This is a genomic window from Acidisoma silvae, assembly GCF_020618775.1.
In the GTDB taxonomy this organism is placed as follows: Bacteria; Pseudomonadota; Alphaproteobacteria; order Acetobacterales; family Acetobacteraceae; genus Acidisoma; species Acidisoma silvae.
Map to the genome: position 1 here is coordinate 159,673 of NZ_JAESVB010000008.1, position 20,150 is coordinate 179,822.

Annotated in this window: 11 protein-coding genes; all 11 read left to right on the top strand. The window is 64.5% G+C overall.

Going from position 1 to position 20,150, the window contains the following annotated elements; all coding sequences use genetic code 11:
- The first annotated feature begins 18 nt into the window (after positions 1–18).
- On the top strand, positions 19–930 hold the full coding sequence (gene ltnD, locus ASILVAE211_RS17075; RefSeq protein ID WP_227322556.1) for an L-threonate dehydrogenase: 912 nt from the start codon (positions 19–21) through the stop codon (positions 928–930).
- 15 nt (positions 931–945) lie between these two features.
- On the top strand, positions 946–1,728 hold the full coding sequence (otnI, locus tag ASILVAE211_RS17080; RefSeq protein WP_227322557.1) for a 2-oxo-tetronate isomerase: 783 nt from the start codon (positions 946–948) through the stop codon (positions 1,726–1,728).
- A complete protein-coding gene (gene otnK / locus ASILVAE211_RS17085; protein ID WP_227322558.1) occupies positions 1,725–3,005 on the top strand; it encodes a 3-oxo-tetronate kinase in 1,281 nt (426 codons plus the stop codon). Before otnI ends, otnK begins: the two co-directional genes overlap by 4 nt.
- A gap of 124 nt (positions 3,006–3,129) precedes the next feature.
- Positions 3,130–4,383, top strand: coding sequence for a four-carbon acid sugar kinase family protein (locus tag ASILVAE211_RS17090; RefSeq protein ID WP_227322559.1), 1,254 nt, complete (start codon positions 3,130–3,132; stop codon positions 4,381–4,383).
- The gene (gene pdxA / locus ASILVAE211_RS17095) at positions 4,380–5,390 is read left to right on the top strand and encodes a 4-hydroxythreonine-4-phosphate dehydrogenase PdxA (RefSeq protein WP_227322560.1); all 1,011 of its coding nucleotides are present in this window, start codon (positions 4,380–4,382) and stop codon (positions 5,388–5,390) included. Before ASILVAE211_RS17090 ends, pdxA begins: the two co-directional genes overlap by 4 nt.
- A 6-nt stretch (positions 5,391–5,396) precedes the next feature.
- The gene (locus ASILVAE211_RS17100; RefSeq protein ID WP_227322561.1) at positions 5,397–6,164 is read left to right on the top strand and encodes a DeoR/GlpR family DNA-binding transcription regulator; all 768 of its coding nucleotides are present in this window, start codon (positions 5,397–5,399) and stop codon (positions 6,162–6,164) included.
- Positions 6,165–6,314: 150 nt separating this feature from the next.
- A complete protein-coding gene (locus ASILVAE211_RS17105) occupies positions 6,315–7,604 on the top strand; it encodes a replication-associated recombination protein A (RefSeq protein WP_227322562.1) in 1,290 nt (429 codons plus the stop codon).
- A 60-nt stretch (positions 7,605–7,664) separates the two neighbouring features.
- The gene (locus ASILVAE211_RS17110) at positions 7,665–8,438 is read left to right on the top strand and encodes a cyclase family protein (RefSeq protein WP_227322563.1); all 774 of its coding nucleotides are present in this window, start codon (positions 7,665–7,667) and stop codon (positions 8,436–8,438) included.
- A gap of 186 nt (positions 8,439–8,624) precedes the next feature.
- Positions 8,625–9,020, top strand: a complete 396-nt coding sequence (locus ASILVAE211_RS17115) for a (R)-mandelonitrile lyase (RefSeq protein ID WP_227322564.1) — start codon at positions 8,625–8,627, stop codon at positions 9,018–9,020.
- A gap of 124 nt (positions 9,021–9,144) precedes the next feature.
- Positions 9,145–9,972: a sulfotransferase family protein gene (locus ASILVAE211_RS17120; RefSeq protein ID WP_227322565.1), complete on the top strand. Its 828-nt coding sequence runs from the start codon at positions 9,145–9,147 to the stop codon at positions 9,970–9,972.
- A gap of 453 nt (positions 9,973–10,425) precedes the next feature.
- On the top strand, positions 10,426–20,150 hold a 9,725-nt coding region (locus ASILVAE211_RS17125), incomplete at its 3' end, for a beta strand repeat-containing protein (protein WP_227322566.1).

Sequence of the window (20,150 nt, forward strand, 5' to 3'; positions counted from 1 at the left end):
ACTAAGGACGACGGATTCATGAATTCCACTGCGCAGCCGCAAATCACCGTCATCGGACTTGGCTCCATGGGTTTTGGCATGGCGCTATCCTTGAAACGCGCGGGTTTCGATGTTGTGGGCTGCGATGTCTCCGCGGCTGGGCGAGACCGGTTTCTGGCTGAAGGCGGCCGCGTGGCGGCCACGCCTGCGGAAGCGGCCGTGGGTTCGGTCATTGTCATCTCGGTCGTCGTCAATGCGGCGCAGACCGAGGCCGTGCTGTTCGGCGCGGATGGCTGTGCGGAAACCTGGCCGGCTGATGCGGTTTTCGTCTCCTCGGCGACCATGGCGCCCGATATCGCGCGCAGTCTGGCGGCAAGGGTGGAAGCGACCGGCCGCCATTATCTCGACGCACCCATCAGCGGTGGCGCGCAGCGCGCGGCGGATGGTGCCTTGACCATTCTGGCCTCGGGATCGGAGACAGCTTTCGCCAAAGCGCGGCCCGCGCTGGATGCCATGGCGGCCACGCTGTATGAACTGGGTTCCGACGCTGGCACCGGCGCCGCCTTCAAGATGATCAATCAGCTTCTGGCCGGCGTTCATATCGCTGCGGCCTGCGAGGCGATCACCTTTGCCGCCAAGCAGGGTCTGGATATTCGTCGCGTGTATGAGGTCATTACCGCATCCGCAGGCAATTCCTGGATGTTCGAGAACCGGATTCCCCATGTGCTGGATGGAGATTATGCGCCACGCAGCGCTGTGGAGATCTTCACCAAGGATCTGGGGATCATCATGGATATGGCGCGAACCGAGAAATTTCCGGTGCCGATCGCGAGCAGCGCCTTGCAGATGTTCTTGATGACCGCTGCCAGCGGCATGGGGCGCGATGACGATGCCTCGGTCGCGCGGCTATACGGGCAGGTCACCGGCACGCCGCTGCCGGGCGACGCATAGACAGGAGGCCATCCCATGCCGAAATTCGCCGCCAATCTTTCGATGATGTTTACGGAATGGTCGTTTCTCGATCGCTTCGCGGCTGCCGCCGATGCGGGCTTTGCAGCGGTCGAGTTCCTGTTTCCGTATGAGTATTCGGCTGACGCGATAGCGGCGCAGTTGCAGCGCCATGGGCTGACCCAGGCTTTGTTCAATCTTCCGCCCGGAGACTGGGGCAAGGGCGAGCGTGGCATGGCCGCGCTGCCGTCGCGCTTAAGCGAATTGCAGGCGGGGGTTGAGACGGCGCTGATCTATGCCGAGGCGACAGGCTGCCGCCGGCTGCATTTGATGGCCGGGATCGCGCCGGCGGATGATGCCAAGGCACGCGCCGCCTATCGGGAGGCGGTGGCCTGGACGGCGGGGCGGGTTGGCGAGGCCGGTCGGACCCTTGTCCTGGAACCCATCAATGGCCGCGACATGCCGGGCTATTTCCTCAATGATTTCGCTTACGCGGAAGCGTTGATCACAGAACTCGCTTTGCCCAATCTCAGGCTGCAATTTGACATCTATCATCGCGCGATCATGCATGGCGACGTGACCATGGCGCTGCGGCGCCTGATGCCGATGATCGGACATATTCAGATCGCGAGCGTGCCGTCACGGCACGAACCGGACGCCGAGGAAGTCAATTATCCCTTCCTTTTGGCCGAGCTTGATCGCCTGGGTTATGATGGCTTCGTCGGATGCGAATATCGCCCGGCGGGCCATACGGTGGACGGGCTGGGCTGGTTCAAACCCCATCGCGGCATCCTGGCATGACCCTCGCTCTGGGCTGTATCGCCGATGACTATACGGGTGCCTCTGACCTCGCGAATACGCTCGCGCGCCAGGGATTGCGCACGGTGCAAACCATCGGCCTGCCGGCAACCGCCTTCGATCTCTCGGGTGTCGATGCCGTGGTCGTCGCGCTGAAAAGCCGTTCTATTCCGGCAGCGGACGCGGTTGCATCCTCTCAGGCAGCCGCGATCTGGCTGCGCGCACAGGGGGCCGGTCATGTTCTGTTCAAGATCTGCTCGACCTTCGATTCCACCGACGCCGGCAATATCGGGCCGGTGACGGATGCGCTGCGGGCCAGCAGCGCTTGCCCGATGGTGGTGGTGACGCCGGCCTTTCCCGCGACCGGCCGCACCGTTTTTCAGGGCAATCTCTTCGTCTGGTCGGTGCCGCTGGATGAAAGCCCGCTGAAGGACCATCCGCTGAACCCGATGCATGACGCCAACCTTGTGCGCGTCCTGTCGCGTCAAACAGCGACGGGTGTCGGCCTTGTGCCGTTGCAGGTGGTGGAGGCCGGGGTTGATGCCTTGCGGGCCAGGCTGGCGCAGGTGCAGGCCGAAGGCTGTGGCATGGCGATTGTGGATGCGGTCTTCGACCGTCATCTGCTGACCATCGGCGCCGTGGCACTTGGCTATGCGGTATCGACCGGTGCATCCGGCCTGGGTCTTGGTCTGGCCGCAGCCCTGATCGAAAGCGGTCGGGTGACGAAGGCGGATCCGGCGGCTGAGACCGAGGCACCGATGGGAGGCCATGCGGCTATCCTCGCCGGCAGTTGCTCGGCGGCGACCCTCGCGCAGATTGATGTCTTCGCCGGCCAGGGGCCGGTTCTGCGCCTGGATGCGGAACGGCTGCTGGCCGACAGCGAGGGGCAAGTGGCTGAAGCGCTGGCCTGGGCCAGGCCGCGTCTGGGGGCTGGTCCGCTGCTCATTGCCAGCAGCGCCGCGCCGGATCAGGTAGCGGCCCTGCGCGGCCGGCCTGATGCCGGCAGCACGGGGCATAAAATCGAGCAGGCGCTGGCCGCCATCGCCGAAGGGCTGGTTCAGGCCGGCACGCGCCGTCTGATCGTGGCTGGCGGTGAAACCTCGGGCGCCGTTGTCGATCGCCTGGGTATTTCGGGCTTTCGCATCGGCCCGGAGATTGCAGCCGGCGTGCCGGTGCTGAGGGCGCTCTCGGGTCAGGGTCCGGATATGCTGATGGCTTTGAAATCAGGCAATTTCGGCGGGACGGATTTTTTCAGGGATGCCTTGAAGCTCATGCCATAACGGCAGCAAGGCAAAATTTGCGTAAAGCGCGCAAATTTAACTGGCTATGCCGGCGCTGAATCCCTAATTTTGCGCGAATTACGCAAAATAATCGGTATCGTCCATCAGATGCCGGGGAAATGATGTGCCACCAGATACCCCAAGACCGTCCTGGCTGATCCTGGCCGATGACCTGACCGGTGCCGCCGACAGCGCCATCGCCTTTGTCAGGCACGGCTGGCCTGCGGCCGTCAGCTGGGGCGTCAATGCAGGGCCTGAGCCCGTGCAGGCGATCGACGCTGATAGCCGTCGCCTGACCGCTTTGGCGGCCGCCGAGCGGCACCGCAGCTTGCTCCAGGCCCATTACGCGCCGGGGCTGCGCCTGTTCAAAAAAATCGACTCCACCTTCCGTGGCCAGCCTGTGGCGGAACTGGCGGCGACCATCCGGTTGCTGCGGGACATGGGCCAGGGCGCCCTTGCCATCGTGGCACCAGCCTTCCCGGAAACGGGCCGCACCATGGAGGGCGGCGCCATCCATCTTCACGGCCAGCCTTTGGGAAGCACGGCGCTTTGGGCGCGGGATCACAGCTATCCGACCGCCAACCTCGTCTCGGTTCTCCCTTCGGCTGGGTTATCGGTCATGCATCTCAGTCTGGATGCGCTGCGTGACGGTGCTCTGGCGCGGCAATTGTCTGACGCTATCGGTACCGGTTTGGATGCCCTGGTCTGTGATGCCGAAACCTCGGCGGATATGGACCTCATCGCGCAAGCGACTCTGCCGCAGGCGCGGCAGGTCTTCTGGACCGGATCGGGCGGTCTGGCCCTCGCGCTGGCACGCGCGGATAGCAGAACGGCCATACCCGACCGCATCGACCTCACGGGCGGGATTCTGTTCGTCGTGGGCAGCATAGCCGAGGCATCCCGTGTTGCGGCATCCGTGTTGGCGGCCGATCCGGCGGTTGTCCCGGTCGAGATCGCGCCCACAAGCTTGCGCGCGGGTTGTGATGATCCGGGCTGGCAGTCGGCCGCTATGCGGATCGCCGCGGGCCTACAGGCCGGTCAGGACGTTCTGGTGATGATCGCGCCGGAGGATGACGCCGACCTGTCGCGAGGCGCGGACCTTGCCCATCGGCTCGGAGAGATGCTGCGACCGGCAGCCCCCCATATCGGGGCGCTGTTCGCAACCGGCGGTGAGACGGCGTTGGCATTGCTGGATGCGCTGTCGGTGACCGGTATCCGGCTCAGTGACGAGATCGAGCCCGGGGTTCCGCTTGGCCTGACGCGTGGGGCTTTGACGATCCCGGTTATCACCAAGGCGGGGGCTTTCGGCGATGCCGGCACCCTGCATCGGTGTCTTTTGCATCTGCGCCGGCTAAGAGCATGGGAGAACGGATTATGAGCGGTTCAGCTGAGACCCGGCCTATCGTGGCGATCACCATGGGGGACGCGTCCGGCGTCGGCCCGGAAGTCATCATGAAGGCGCTGGCGCGCCCCGAAGTGACCGCGATCTGCCGGCCTTTGGTGATCGGTGATGCGGTGCGGCTGCGGGAGGCCGGTGCGATTGTCCATAGCCATTTGGCAGTGACCGCGCTCGCATCTCCGGCTGCGGCGCGCTACGCGCCCGGCGCGGTCGATTGCATCGACCTTGGCCTTATCCCGGCCGGCCATCCCTTCGGAAAACTGTCCGCCATCTCGGGCGAGGGCGCCTATCGCTATATCGAGCGGGCGACGCGATTGGTGGAGGCCGGAGAGGCCGATGCCATCTGCACCGCGCCGCTCAGCAAGGAAGCGCTGCATGCCGCAGGCCACAAATACCCTGGCCATACCGAATTGCTGGCGGCGCTGACGCAGACGCCGGAAGTGTCGATGATGCTGGTATCGCCCAAGCTGCGCGTGATCCATGTCACCACCCATATCGGCCTGATCGACGCGATCCGCATGATAGAGCCCGGTCTGGTGGAGCGTACCATCGCACGCGGCCATGCCACCATGGTGAAAGCCGGAATTGCCGATCCGCGTATCGGCGTTTGCGGTATCAATCCGCATGCCGGTGAAAATGGACTGTTCGGCCAGGGTGAGGAGGCTGACAAGATTATCCCGGCCGTGCTCGCCTGCCAGGCGAAAGGCTGGAAGGTTGTCGGGCCTTTGCCGGCCGATACCTTGTTCTACCTTGCGGCGCGCGGAGATTATGATCTTGTCGTCGCCATGTATCACGACCAGGGCCATGGCCCGATCAAGGTTCTGGGGCTTGAATCGGGCGTGAATGTCACGATCGGCCTGCCGGTCGTGCGCACTTCGGTGGACCACGGCACGGCCTTCGATATCGCGGGCAAGGGATTGGCCGATGAAGGATCAATGATCGAGGCGCTGCGGCAGGCGGTGGACCTCGCCCCTAAGCGGCACTGACGGGCGATGCGGCGCAGCCGAAGCCGGCGTGAGGCTATTCTTGCCGAAGTGGCCCGGGGGCAGGCCGATGTCGACCAATTGGCAGTCCAGTTCGGCGTCTCCGCCTCCACCATCCGTCGCGATCTGCAGGCGCTTTCGGCCCAGCATGGGGTGACGCGTACCTATGGCGGGGCATTGCTGGGGCCGGCCTTTGTCCAGGACATTGAAACCAGCCTTGTCGCGCGACGCATGATCAATCGCGCGGCAAAAGCGGCCATCGCGACAGCGGCGCTGGCTGTGCTGCGAGACGGCGAGCGCTTGATTTTGGATGGCGGGTCGACGGTTGGTGCCTTCGGGCAGGTTTTGGGCGAAACGCGCCATCTCATCATCACGAATAACATGCCCATGGTGCCCGTACTGGCAGCCAAGCCCAAGATTGAGGTCATGGTCTTGGGCGGGGCCGTACGCGCGATCAGCATGGCGACCTGTGGTTCGATGGCCGAACAGGCTTTGCGGCAGGTCACGGCGGATCGTTGCTTTATCAGCGCAGATGGTGTTTTGGCCGGGCGTGGTCTGTGCGAAGCCTCGGCAGAGCAGGCGGCTCTGAAATCCCTGATGATGGAACAGGCAAACGAGATCGTCGTTCTAGCGGACAGTAGCAAGCTGGGCCGGGCCAGCCAGCCATTCTGGGCGACTTTGGACCGTCCCTGGACCTTGATCACGGATGCAGGCGCGGACGTGGCGCAATGCCGGCTCATGGCGAGCAAGGGTGCAAAGGTAATCCGCGCGGAATAGAACGATGCCGGCGGTCTGGTTTCAGTCGATCCCGGGTGAGTTTTTAACCTGCCAAAACCTGCCAATGCTTCGGCCAGATTGCAAAAATGGCCCAGGCTTGCTAGCTCTGAAGGCGTCATTCTTCAGACTAAACATCGCGGCGTCGCTCCCATGGCCGAATTATTTGAGTCAATCACGCCGGCGGGCGCGCCGCCTCTCGCGGTACAATTGCGTCCCAGGACTCTCGATGAGATCATCGGCCAGGATGCGATCGTCGGGCAAGGATCGATCCTGAGGCGGCGCATCGCGGCTGGCCGTTTGGGAAGCATCATCCTGTATGGGCCGCCCGGCCTCGGCAAGACGTCCATCGCCAGGGCTATCGGCACGATGCTGGGCAAGTCCTTCAGGCCGCTCAATGCAACCCGCGCAGGGGTCGCGGATCTGCGAAAGCTTGCCGACGAAGCAAAGATGCGTCCGACGATTATCTTTGTCGACGAGGTACAGAGATTTTCCGCGACCCAGGCGGACGATCTTCTGGCACTTTGCGAAGATGGTGTCGTTGATTTCATAGGCGCGACGACGGGCAATCCCTATCATGTGCTGACGCCGGCTTTGGTATCGCGGTCAACCATTCTCAAACTCGAGCCTCTTTCTCTGGACGATATGACGCGGGTTGTTCAGCGGGGTATCGACCATTTGTCGGCAAGCGGGATCGATGTCGAAATCGCAGCCGAGAAAATTCGCCGCATTGCGGGCCGGTCCGGTGGTGATGCCCGGCGCGCGCTGACGACCTTGGAAAGCCTTGCCTTGGGTCATCCCGCCGGTCAGTCAGCCCAGATCACGGATGCGATGATCGACGAGGCCTATGCGGCGGCGCCCGTCAATCATGATCGGTCGGGCGACGCCCATTATGACGTCGTTTCCGCATTTGTGAAATCAATGCGCGGGTCGGACCCGGATGCCACGCTCTATTGGCTGGCGCGTCTGATCCATGGCGGCGAAGATCCGCGCTATATCGCCAGACGCATCATGATCCATGCGTCGGAAGACGTCGGTCTGGCCGATAACACGGCGCTGCAAACGGCAGTTGCCGCCTCGCAGGCCGTCGAAAAAATCGGCTACCCGGAAGCGAGGATCATCCTGGCCCATGCCGCTTTGCATGTCGCGCGCGCGCCCAAATCGAATTCCGCCTGCCGCGGAATTTCATTGGCCCTGGACTTCGTCACCAAGCAGCCACCGGCAGCGGTTCCCCTTTATCTTCGCGACGCACATTACAGTGGCGCGAGCAAGTTGGGGCATGTCGGATACCAGTTTCCGCATGACGATCCGCGAGGATGGGTTGATCAGGACTATGCGCCGAACGTCAGCTCCGGCAGCTTCTATCAGAGTGACGCCCGCGACGCCGCGACATTTGAAAAGCGCGCGGACGAGTATTGGCGGCGTATAACCCAAAAACCCTAAAATGCTTCCCTAGGCGAAAGTCATCGTCCAAGATAAGGGCGACTATAAAAAGAGCGCACAATGCCACGAACGATCATCGATATTTCCATACCGATCGAGAATGACGTTCTGGCCGACCCGCCGACGCAGAAGGTTTCGGTGACCTATCATGGGCATGATGAGACGGTCGGCACGATCACGTCTTTTTTTCCGGGTCTGCAACCGCGCGATCTGCCGGACGGCAAGGGCTGGGCGGTCGAGACCCTTCATATTTCAACCCATAACGGAACGCATGTGGATGCGCCGTGGCACTATCATCCGACCATGGATAATGGGCAGGAGGCGGCAAAAATCGATGAATTGCCGCTGGAATGGTTTTATCAGCCTGGCGTCAAGCTCGACTTCCGCACTTTCCCGGATGGCTATCTGGTGCAGCCCGCCGACATTGACGTGGAACTTGCGCGGATAGGGCATGTTCTTCAGCCCCTGGAGATTGTTCTGATGAATACGCGCGCCGGCAGGCGCTATGGGCAGGACGACTACGTGCACAGCGGATGCGGCTTCGGCCGTGCGGCAACCCTTCATCTTGTGAGGCAAGGGATAAAGGTCGTCGGAACGGATGGATGGAGTTGGGACGCCCCTTTCATCCATACGGCACGGCGCTTCGAGGAAACGGGGGACGCTTCGCTGATCTGGGAAGGACACAAGGCCGGAAGAGAGGCGGGCTATTGCCAGATTGAGAAGCTCCACAATCTGGAGCAGCTCCCAAATGACGGCTTCATGGTCTCCTGCTTTCCGGTAAAGATACGGGCTGCTTCCGCCGGATGGACGCGTGCGGTCGCCATTCTGCCTTGATCCCGGGAAATTCCGGCACCCTTTTATATGGGCCATTAAGTGGTGCAGCTTATAAGTTTAAGTGGATAATACAGCCTAAAAACTTCGCTCCGATGCTTTTATATGCCATGGCTGAGGCGTTCCGGATCTGCGCAATACAGCAAGGATTTGGAATGTCATCGACCATGCCAATAACGGAGCAGGATCATGGATATCGTACGAGCGGGCTCAACGCCCTCAGCCAAAGGCCCTGCCGACTGGTTTACCGGGACCGTCCGGATTGATCGCCTTTTTACCGTGCCGGAGCCGGGACGGACGAGTGGGGCGCTTGTCACCTTCGAGCCCGGTGCGCGGACGGCCTGGCACACGCATCCCTTCGGTCAGACCCTGATTGTGACGGTCGGCTGCGGCCGCGCGCAGCGGGAAGGCGGCCCGATCAAAGAAATCCGTCCCGGTGACGTCGTCTTTTTTCCGGCGGGAGAGAAGCATTGGCACGGTGCGGGCCCCGAGACAGCCATGAGCCATATCGCGATCCAGGAAAGCCTCAATGGCTCACCGGTCGCGTGGATGGACCATGTGACTGACGATCAGTATCAAGGCTGATAGCGCCGCCACAGGCACGAGGGGGGAACTGCGCCTGTCGTTCCGCCCTCTGCTCGGGCAGATTGGATTGCGGCATAATGTGGCGGTGACCTAGTATTCGCTGACATTATGCAAAGACCGAGCGATGGACAACGGCATTCATTTTATTTCCGGCTTGCCACGCTCAGGCAGCACATTGCTGGCGGGGATTTTGCGGCAGAATCCGCGTTATCATGCCGGCATGACCAGCCCTGTCGGCTCGATCTACACGGCGATGGAAAGCGCCATGAGCCGGCGTAATGAAACGGCTGTTTTCATTACAGAAGAGCAGCGCCGTGCCGTGCTGCGGGGCCTGTTTTCCAATTTTTATGGCGATCTGCACCAGACGAAGCTGATATTCGATACCAACCGGCTGTGGTGTACGAAACTGCCAGCGCTGGTGCAGCTATTTCCAGAGGCACGTTTTATATGTTGTGTTCGTGACATTGCCTGGATCATGGACTCGGTCGAACGCCTGATTCGCCGGAATGCCTTTGAACTTTCGGGCATGTTCGGTTTTGAGGCTGTGGGTACCGTCTATACGCGTGTCAATCGTCTTGCGGCCAGTGATGGACTCGTGGGTTTTGCACTGGATGCTTTGCGTGAGGCTTATTACAGCGAGCAGGCATCGAGGTTGATCCTGGTGGAATACAGCGCTCTTACCCAGGCGCCGGCCGACACAATGCGGCTGCTTTACGAGATGCTGGGCGAGGCACCGTTCGAGCATGACTTCGAAACTGTCGAATATGACGCCGAGGATTTCGACACTGCTCTGGGCACGCGCGGGTTACATACCGTTCGGCGGCGCGTGGAATGGGTTGATCGTGAGACCGTCTTGCCGCCCGGGCTATTCGCACGTTTTGAGAATGACGCCTTCTGGCGCTTGCCGGATGCCAATTCTCGCGGCGTTTCAATAATCCGGCTCGCCGGCTAAACCCGCTATCACCTTTAAGGCGTAATCCCAGCGCCGCGCTGCGTCTTGATGGCAATGTCTGCATCAGATCGGAACATCGAAGGGCAATCCTGACGGATTCGATGCCAAATGGTTTTCGCATTCATGCGAGGCCAGCGATGGCTGGCGAGAAAAAACCGTAAATACAATGGGCTTATTGGAAAAATGACCGGCCGCCCAGCATGAATGAGAAATATGACAGATGACTGACTGCTGTTGAGGCACCGTTTTCATTGCACCAGCGCTGCCGGGCAGTCTTAGCCTTTCTCAGCCGCATTCATTTCATTGAGATAGGACGATGATTTTAGGCGGGTCATCGCATCAACATTTCGTTTTACATGCTCGTAACGGTCCGTTACGTGTTCTGAAAGCGGAACGGATCCATCCGTCACCTAACAAAATGTAAGCCCGCAACTCCTCTCGGGAGCGAACGCCTTGGATGTCAATCAGACAGGTTCGCCAGGTGGTGCGGGCGCCAGCGGGACGACCGCTGGCGAAGCAGGAAAAGTCGGCCAGCCCGGCGGCGCAGAAACGCTGACAAATACTGGCAACGCGACCGATACGTCGGATTCGACGGAGGCAACGGGCGGTGTCGGCGGCGCAGGCGGCAATGGCGGCAGCGGTGCTGGTACCGGCGGCGCTGCCGGTGCCGGCGGCCAGGGTGGAGCGGCGTCTGCGTCGACGGTCGCGACCCTTGCTGGCAGCCTTAACGTGTCGGCGACGGCCAATGGCGGCACCGGCGGCAGTTCAGGCACGCCTGGAAACTCCGGCACGGCCAATGCAGGTGCCGGAGCGCAGGCTGGGGTCGGCGGTACCGCGACCGCGACGGCGACGGGCAATGCCACGGGCGCGAACAGTTCCTTATATAGCACCGCGAATGCGACCGGCGGTGCTGGTGGCGCGGGCTCTGGCGCCGGCCAGACGGGCGGAGCGGGGGGTAGCGCGAGTGGCAGCAGCGCGACCGGGACGGGATTCAGCGCCACCGTAAGGGTCTCGCAATCCGGCGGCTCAGGTGGCCGAGGCTATAATAGCGCGGCCGGCGGCGCAGGTGCGGCCAGCGCATTGACCAATGCCGTCACAGGGTCGACCACGGGTGGCAGCCTCCGTTTGTTTCAGACCGCCACTGGCGGGTCTGGCGGCTACGGCGATGCAACTGGCGGGGCTGGCGGAACGGCTAGTTCCAATCTGACCTTCGACGATACCGCCAATGCCACGCATGCCAGTTTTCTGTATGGCAGCAGCGCTGCCGATGGCGGAAATAGCGGACAGAGCCACATCGGGGCCGGGTCGGCCGGTGGCGCGGCGACGGCGGCAATTGCCCTGACCGGTGCCAATGCCGTCACGGGTGTGACTTATGCCCGAGGTGGCAACGGTGGCAGCGGTTCGACCAATGGCGGCGCCGGCGGAACGGCAACGGCCAGTGGCACGACCAAGACGACGTCGACGACCCAGGCCGCGCAGAGTACCGTCAATGTGGTCGGTGGCGCCGGTGGCGGCGGATCAGGCGCCGGCCATGCCGGAGGCGCGGGCGGAGTGGCCAGCGGCACGGCCTCTGCGACTGGGCACTCCGCCTATGTCACCTTGACGCAAACAGCCGGGTCCGGCGGCCGCGGCGATAATGGCGCTGCCGGCGGTGCCGGTGCGGACAGCAGCCTGAGCAATGCGGTGAGCGGATCCACCTCGGGTGGGACGCTTGACCTGACGCAGACGGCCAATGGCGGCACCGGCGGCTATGCCGGTGCAACAAGCACGGGTGGGGCTGGCGGCTCTGCGGTTTCCGATCTGACCTTCAGTGATACGACGGCTGCCTCGTTCTACGGGGCAAGCACGGCCAATGGCGGTGCGGGTGGCGCCGGTGGGACGCCCGGCAAGGCCGGCACGGCTAGCGCAGTCCTCGCCATAACGGGGGCCAGCGCGGTCAACGGCCATGGCTATGCCAGCGGCGGGGCTGGCGGCAACGGGGTCGGCGCCGCGACCGGAGCCGCCGGTGGGATGGCCGCCAGCACGGTCGCAAGCACAAGCACGACGACGGGCAGTGCCTCGGCCTATGCGCGCGCGACCACGCGCGGCGGGTCCGGCGGCAGCGGTGGCAGCACGGGCAATGGCGGGGCCGGCGGCACTGCGACCGGAACCTATGCGACTGCGACCAGCCTCAAAGCGACCGGCGGCACCGCCAATGCCAGCGCGGCGGCGACGGGTGGCTCCGGCGGCGGCGGCGTGGGAACCGGCATGGTCGGCGGTGCGGGCGCCGTCGCCAGTAAAACCGCCGCCACCGCCACCGGCTTCAATGCCAGTGCAACGGTCAACCAGACAGGCGGGTCAGGTGGGCGGGGTTATAGCGGCGCGGCCGGCGGTGCAGGCGCCGCCAGCACCTTGACCAATGCGGTGACCGGCTCGACGGCCGGGGGCAGCCTGAACCTGTCCCAGACCGCCACTGGCGGGGCGGGCGGCTATGGGGCCACGACCGGTGGAGCTGGCGGCATTGCCACGTCTCACTTGACCTTTGACGACACCACCAGCGCAACCCATGCCACGTCGCTGACCGGTGCCAGCGCGGCCAGTGCCGGTGCGGAGGGTCAAAGCCATATCGGGGCTGGTGGCGCCGGTGTCGCGGCGGCGTCGACGGTTGCGCTGACTGGCGCCAATGCGGTTAACGGATCGGCCTATGCCCGTGGTGGCAGCGGTGGTGCCGGCGCGACCAATGGCGGCGCCGGCGGAACGGCAACAGCCAGTGGGTCTGCCACAACGACGTCCACCAGCCAGACAGCGCGAACTACCGTCACTGTGCTGGGTGGCAACGGCGGCGGCGGATCCGGCACGGGACAGACCGCAGGCGCGGGCGGCAGCGCGAGTGGCACAGCCGTCGCGACGGGCCATTCAGCCTATGCCAGCCTGACGCAAAGGGGTGGGGCCGGCGGTCGCGGCCAAAGCGGTGCCGCTGGGGGCGCCGGCGCGGACAGCACGCTGACGAACGCGGTGAGCGGATCCAGTACCGGAGGATCGCTCACCCTGTCCCAGACCGCCGATGGCGGCAATGGCGGCTATGGCAATACGGCGGGGGCCGGCGGTGCGGGCGGAAATGCTGTCTCGAACCTGACCTTCAATGACACAACGGCCAATACCACGACTGCGTCGAACCTGTACGGGGCGGCCAGCGCCAATGGCGGAGCCGGGGGCAACGGCACGACGCCCGGCAAGGCTGGCACCGGCGCTGGCTCTGTCACGCTCACAGGCGCGGCAACGGTCAACGGCCACAGCTATGCCAGCGGCGGCGCAGGGGGCAGCGGTACTGGCACGGCCGATGGTGCAGCCGGCGGCAACGCGACCGCCACGGTCGCCAGCACGAGCACGACGACCGGCAGTTTTTCGACCTATGCCAATGCGGTCACGCATGGTGGCGCCGGTGGCAGTGGTCGATATTACAGCAGCACGAATAATGGCGGGGCCGGTGGCGCCGCCAGCGGGACTTATGCGACGGCGACCAGCGCCAAGGCGACAGGCGGTACGGCCAGCGCGACCGCAAGCGCGTCCGGTGGGATCGGCGGCGGCGGGGCTGGGTCCGGCAAGACCGGGGGCGCGGGCGGCACCGTCGGCAAGATCGCCGCGACAGCGACCGGCTTCAATGCAACCGCGACCGTCAGCCAGACGGGCGGATCAGGTGGCCGAGGATATAATGGCGCGGCCGGCGGCGCAGGTGCCGCCAGTACTGTGACCAATGCCGCCACGGCTACCACCACCGGCGGCAATTTGCACTTGAGCCAGACCGCCAATGGCGGGTCGGGCGGTTATGGCGCCACGACGGGCGGCGCGGGCGGGACCGCCGTCTCTAACCTGAGCTTTGACGACACCACTTACGCGACCCATGCCAGCAGCCTGTACGGCCGGAGTGCCGCTACGGCCGGGAATGGCGGTCAAAGCAATGTCGGCGCGGGAGTGGCCGGTGCCAATGCGACCACAGCCGTAGCACTCACCGGTGCCAATGCCGTCACCGGCACGACCTATGCCCGTGGCGGGAGCGGCGGTGCCGGCGCGACCAATGGGGGTGCCGGCGGGACGGCAACGGCCCAGGCTTCGGCCAAAACAAGCTCGACCAGCCAGGCGGCGCAGGCGACTGTCGCTGTGATGGGCGGTAATGGCGGCGGCGGATCCGGCACCGGTCAGGTCGGCGGTGCCGGGGCGGTGGCAAGCGGCACTGCGACCGCTTCCGGTCATTCCGCCTATGCCACCGTGACGCAAAGCGGCGGTTCCGGGGGGCGTGGGCAAAGCGGTGCCGCCGGCGGTGCGGGTGCGGACAGCACGCTGACCAATGCGGTGAGCGGATCCACCACGGGCGGGGTGCTGAGCCTGACCCAGACTGCCAGCGGCGGCAATGGCGGCTATGCCAGTTCAACGAGCGCCGGCGGGGCAGGCGGGTCCGCCGTCTCGAACCTGACCGTCAATGACCTGACGGCCAATAGCACGGCGGCAGCGTCTCTCTCCGGGTCAAGCACCGCCAATGGCGGCGCAGGCGGTGCGGGGGCGACGCCGGGCAAGGCCGGCACGGGCAATACAGCCCTTGTCCTCACGGGGGCCGGCGTGGTCACTGGCCGCGCCTATGCCAGCGGTGGGTCCGGTGGCAATGCCATGGGTACCGCGAATGCGGCGGCTGGCGGCTCTGCCACGGGGACAGTCGCAAGCACGAGCACGACGACCGCCAGCGCTTCGACCTATGCCGGCGTGACGACGCGGGGCGGCGTTGGCGGCAATGGCGGAATCAATTACGGCACGACGGGCAACGGCGGCGCCGGCGGCACGGCAACCGGAACCTACGCGACCGCGACCAGCACAGCCGCAACGGGTGGCACGGCCACGGCCTCAGCCACTGCAATCGGCGGTTCCGGCGGCAGCGGCTCGGGCGCGGGCAAGGCCGGCGGCGTGGGCGGCATCGCCAGCAAGAGTACGGCCACGGCTAGCGGCTTTAATGCCAGTGCGAGGGTCAGCCAGACCGGCGGGGCAGGTGGCCGTGGCTATAGCGGTGCGGCCGGTGGTGCGGGGGCCGCCAGCACCTTGACCAATGCCGCCACAGGCTCGACCAATGGCGGGTCTCTCAGCCTGTTCCAGACCGCTGCTGGTGGATTGGGAGGGTATAGTAGCGCCGCTGACGGCGCCGGCGGCGCGGCCAAGTCCAACCTGACATTTGACGATACGACCAATACGGTCCAGGCCAGTTCGCTCTATGGCCGGACCAGTGCGTCGGGTGGCAGCTCCGGACAAAGCACTGTCGGTGCGGGTGGCGCGGGCGGCGCCGCGACTACCGCATTGACGCTGACCGGCGCGAACGGCGTCGATGCAATATCAACTGCTACGGGTGGCGCCGGACTGAGCAGTGGCGCCACGACGAGCGCCGGGGGCGCGGCGGTTGCGGCCGCGCAGGCGACAGCGACGGGTCTGGGCAGTGCTGGCACCGCGAATGCCGCCGCGACCGCCACGGCAGGAACCGGCGGGACGACAGGCGCGGCATCGGCGAATGCCACCGCCGTTACCGCCGCCGGACAATTGGCATCTGCCGCGAGCCAAAGCACCGGCAGCAGCGGCCTCACGCAGGCCAATGCGACGACAAGCGGCACGGGACTGATCCGGGCATTGTCGTCATCGGCGCAGGTCTCGACCGCTGGCACGGATTCGGCGCAGGCCAATGTCGATATCTCGGGTACTACCTTCTCGCTCAATAATGCATCGATCGGCTCCTATGCGTCGGCAACGGGCTTGCCGAGCGCCAGCTTCGTGAACTTGGCCGATGCGGCGGATAGCAGCGTGCAGGCCGTTTTCGGCACCGCCCAGGCGGTCACGATCGCCGCGGGCTGGCAGAGCGGCACTTACGTGGCGGGCGGCACCGGGTCACAGGAATTCAAGAATGCGATCACCTATACGGTCAATTCCACCGGCCTGACCGGCGATCTCTATGCCGGACTACTGGCGACGAGCGCGCTCGGCAGTGGCTTCTCGTCCCTGGCTTTTACCATCGCGGTGCAGGGGAGCACGGTTGTCAGCCAAAGCTTCACCTCACTGGCGACCGCCAACACCTATTTCACCAATCAGGCGGTCGACCTCGGCGCGGTGACGCAGGCCGCCAATCTTGCCGTCACCGTCAGTTTCGATCTCATCAGCACGACCGCGTCCAGCGGCTTCGGCATCGAATATCTGCTGGGGGCGTCTGGGGGTAACGGGCCGCCGACGATTGCGGCACCCGCGACCGCCCATGTGCTGCAAGGCAAGTCTGGCGCCATTGCCGGGGTGGCCATCGCGGAATCGGGCAACACAGCCGGCGAGACCTTCACGGTCAAACTGACCGACACGACAGGATTGCTGAGCGCGACCGGAACGGGCGTGACCGGTGCCGGGTCCACAGCGCTGACCATTACAGGCTCGCTTGCTCAGGTGAATGCCGACTTGGCCACCCTCACCACGACCGAGGGCAGCGGCACGTCCGACACCATCGTGCTCAACGCGTCCGACAGCAAAGGCGGCACCGCTGTCGCTGCCGATATCGGCGTTCTGATCACGAACGTTCCTCAGATCACCGTGCCTGCTTCGGCCTCCGTCGGCCTCAGCAAGCCGACCGTGATCCATGGCGTTTCGATCGCGGAAGCCAATGCGTCAGCGGGACAGACCTTCACCGTCACGCTGTCCGATACGAACGGCGCTTTGTCGGCGACCGGCACAGGCGTGAGCGGCAATGGCAGCACGGCGCTGCAAATCTCGGGCTCGCTTGCCCAGGTCAATGCCGCTCTGGCGACGCTGACGGATAGCGACGCCACTGCGACCGCCGACACCATCACGGTCAATGCGACCGACAGTATTGGCGGAACCGCCGTGCCAGCCAGCATCGCTGTCAGCGTGGCGAATGGGCCGGTCATCACCGCGCCCGCGACCGTTGCGATCGGCAAGGGTCAGGCCACGCCGGTGTCCGGTCTCAGCCTTGCCGAAAGCGGGGCGACGGGCGGAGAGACCTTCACCGTTACGCTGTCCGACAATAACGGCGCGCTGGCTGCGACCGGAACGGGAGTTTCCGGCGCGGGTTCATCGGCCATGACCATCGCGGGCTCGCTCGCCCAGGTGAACGCTGCCCTGGCCTCGGTGACCGATACCGACGGCACGATACAGGCCGATAGCATCATCGTCACGGCGTCGGACAGCTTTGGCAATACAGCGGGCAGCAAAGCTGTCGCCGTCACAGTGAACGGGCCACCCGTGGTCGCGCAATTCAGCGCGATCACTGTCCATCAGGGTGTCGCTACGCCCATCTCCCTCAGCGTATCGGAAAGCGGCAATACCAGTGGTGAGACCTTCACCGCCACGGTGGTGGATACAGGTGGCGTGCTGTCGGCCACCGGCACCGGCGTAGCGGGGTCTGGCAGCAACAGTGTCACGTTCACTGGGTCTTTGGCCCAAGTGGATAGTGATTTATCAACATTGACCCTGAACGAGGCGGGCACGGCGGCGGATGTGATTTCCGTCACGGTCCAGGACAGCCTCGGCAATTCGGCCGGCCCGCAGACCACCTCCGTCACCGTCAACCCGACACTGACGCCTGTCATCACCGCGCCCGCGACCGCTGTCGTCGGTTCGTCCAAGGCGAGCGCGCTTTCGGGGGTCAGTCTGGCCGAAACGGGCGCGCGCGCCGGCGAGACTTTTACCGTTACGGTTTCCGATACCAACGGTATTCTGGCGGCCACGGGCGCGAGCGTGAATTTCAGCGGTACGAGCCTGACAATCCAGGGCAGTCTGGCGCAGGTCAACGCTGACCTTGCCACGCTGACCGATACTGACAGCAATCCCGCAGCCGATACGCTTTCGATCACGGCGTCGGATTCCTTCGGCAATACCGCCGCCGCCAAGTCCACGGCCATTACCGTGGCTAATAATCCGGTCATTGCCGCGCCCACCACATTGGCTGTTGGCGTCAACCAGCCGAGTGCCGTTTCCGGCGTAAGCCTGTCGGAAAGCGGTGCCTCTGCCAGCGAGATCTTTACCGTCACCGCGTCGGACAATAACGGCAAGCTATCGGCGACCGGTAGCGGCGTGTCCGGCGCCGGTACCGCGAGCCTCGCCATCACCGGCACGCTTGCCCAGGTCAATGCGGCCCTGTCGACGCTGACGGATACGGACAGCACGCAGCTGGCCGATACGATCGCCCTCACGGCCAATGATGCATTCGGCAATGCCGCCGGCGCCCGCAGCGTCGGCGTTACGGTGAACGGCGTGCCGAGCTTCGACAGCTATCCATCATCCCTCACGCTACAGCAGAACAAGCCGGAAGCCGTCTTCGCCCATATTGGCGAGTCCGGTGATACGACAGGGGAAATCTTTACGGCGGTCATATCGGATCAGTTCGGATTACTGTCGGCCTCCGGGACCGGCGTGACGGGCAACAATACTACCACGCTCACCCTCACCGGGTCGCTGTCCCAGGTGGATGCGAGCCTCGCCTCCCTGGTCGATACCGATGGGACGCCCGGCGCGGACAAGCTGCAGCTGACGGCGAAGGACGCCTTCGGCAATGTGACGACGACGGTCACGATTCCCGTCACGGTCGCCAGCAATCCGGTGATCACGGCGCCAGCCTCCGTCAGCCTGGGGCAGGGCGCGTCAGGATCGATCACCGGCGTCAGCCTGTCGGAGCCTGGCGCTGCCTCGGGCGAGACCTTCACGGTCACTGCGTCCGACACGCATGGGCTTTTGTCTGCCAGCGGCAGTGGCGTATCCGGCGCGGGCACCACGTCTCTCACCATTTCCGGCTCGCTTGCGGCGGTGAATGCCGCTCTGGCCACGCTGAGCGATACCGATCCGACCCGTCCGTCTGATACGATTACGCTGGCAGCGACGGATAGCCTCGGCAATGCTGCGGCCGATGTGACGGTTGCGGTGGCCGTAGCGGCGCCTCCGCAGATCGCCGCACCCAGCACCCTCATCCTCGGCGTGGGGCAAGCAGGGGCCGTGCCTGCTGTCAGCCTTTCGGAAGTCGGCGCTGTTGCCGGCGAAACCTATACCGTGACGGTGTCGGACCAGAAGGGACTGCTATCGGCTTCCGGCACGGGTGTCTCCGGATCGGGCACGACTGCGCTGACGCTCACGGGCTCGTTGGCCCAGGTCAATGCCGGCCTCGCGACGCTTGGCGACACCGACAGCACCACGCCGTCCGACATCATCGTGATCACCGCAAAAGACAGTCTCAGCAATGCGGCCCCGGCGGCGTCAATCGCCGTATCGGTGACCGATGATCCGGTTATTGCCGTTCCGGCTGCCGTTACCGTTGAACAGGGCCGGGCGAGCCCGATCGTGGGTGTCAGTCTCTCGGAAGGTCATGCCACCACCGGTGAGACCTTCACGGTCACGGTGTTGGACACGACCGGGCTTTTGTCCGCCAGCGGCAGCGGCGTTGCCGGATCGGGCACATCGGCCCTGACCATCACTGGCACGCTGGCCGCTGTGAACACGGACCTCGCGTCGCTCACGGATATTGACGGCACCGGGGTGAGCGACACCATCACGGTCAATGCCAAGGACAGTTTCGGCAATGCGGCGGCGCCGGCGCATATCGGCGTGACGGTCAACGAACCGGCCGACCCCGTCTTCACCCAAGCGGGTGTCGCGCTGCCTGGCACCAGCTCCACGCAGATTGTCGATTTTGGCACGGTCGACCAGGGTGACAGCCCAACGACGATCGAACTGGCGCTTCTGAACGACAATGCGGTGCCGGGGGACAGCCTGTCCGGAACCTACCAGTTCACGAATGAAGCGGCCTTTACCATCAATGGCTTCTCCAACTTCTCCGGCTTGGTGGCGGGCGACGCGGAAGATTTCCTCTCGGTCAGGCTGAACACGGGCAGCGTCGGAACATTTTCGGAAACTATCGAGTTTGATGGGGACAGCAGCAACGGTTCCGGCAGCAGCTTTGTGCTGTCGCCGCATTACTTGATGATCGAAGGCGTGGTCGTTGAGGGACCGGGTGGTGGCGGCACAGGCGGTGGTGGTATGGGTGGCGGGACTGGTGGCACCGGTGGGACTGGTGGAACGGGCGGTACCGGTGGAACGGGTGGTACTGGCGGAACGGGTGGGACTGGTGGAACGGGTGGCACCGGGGGAACGGGTGGCACAGGCGGCGGCTCCGGTGGTTCTGG

Bases quoted from the DNA above. Each gene is read 5' to 3' on its own strand.
- ltnD (WP_227322556.1), top strand. From the start codon at position 19: ATGAATTCCACTGCGCAGCCGCAAATCACCGTCATCGGACTTGGCTCC.
- otnI (WP_227322557.1), top strand. From the start codon at position 946: ATGCCGAAATTCGCCGCCAATCTTTCGATGATGTTTACGGAATGGTCG.
- otnK (WP_227322558.1), top strand. From the start codon at position 1,725: ATGACCCTCGCTCTGGGCTGTATCGCCGATGACTATACGGGTGCCTCT.
- pdxA (WP_227322560.1), top strand. From the start codon at position 4,380: ATGAGCGGTTCAGCTGAGACCCGGCCTATCGTGGCGATCACCATGGGG.
- ASILVAE211_RS17100 (WP_227322561.1), top strand. From the start codon at position 5,397: ATGCGGCGCAGCCGAAGCCGGCGTGAGGCTATTCTTGCCGAAGTGGCC.
- ASILVAE211_RS17105 (WP_227322562.1), top strand. From the start codon at position 6,315: ATGGCCGAATTATTTGAGTCAATCACGCCGGCGGGCGCGCCGCCTCTC.
- ASILVAE211_RS17110 (WP_227322563.1), top strand. From the start codon at position 7,665: ATGCCACGAACGATCATCGATATTTCCATACCGATCGAGAATGACGTT.
- ASILVAE211_RS17115 (WP_227322564.1), top strand. From the start codon at position 8,625: ATGGATATCGTACGAGCGGGCTCAACGCCCTCAGCCAAAGGCCCTGCC.
- ASILVAE211_RS17120 (WP_227322565.1), top strand. From the start codon at position 9,145: ATGGACAACGGCATTCATTTTATTTCCGGCTTGCCACGCTCAGGCAGC.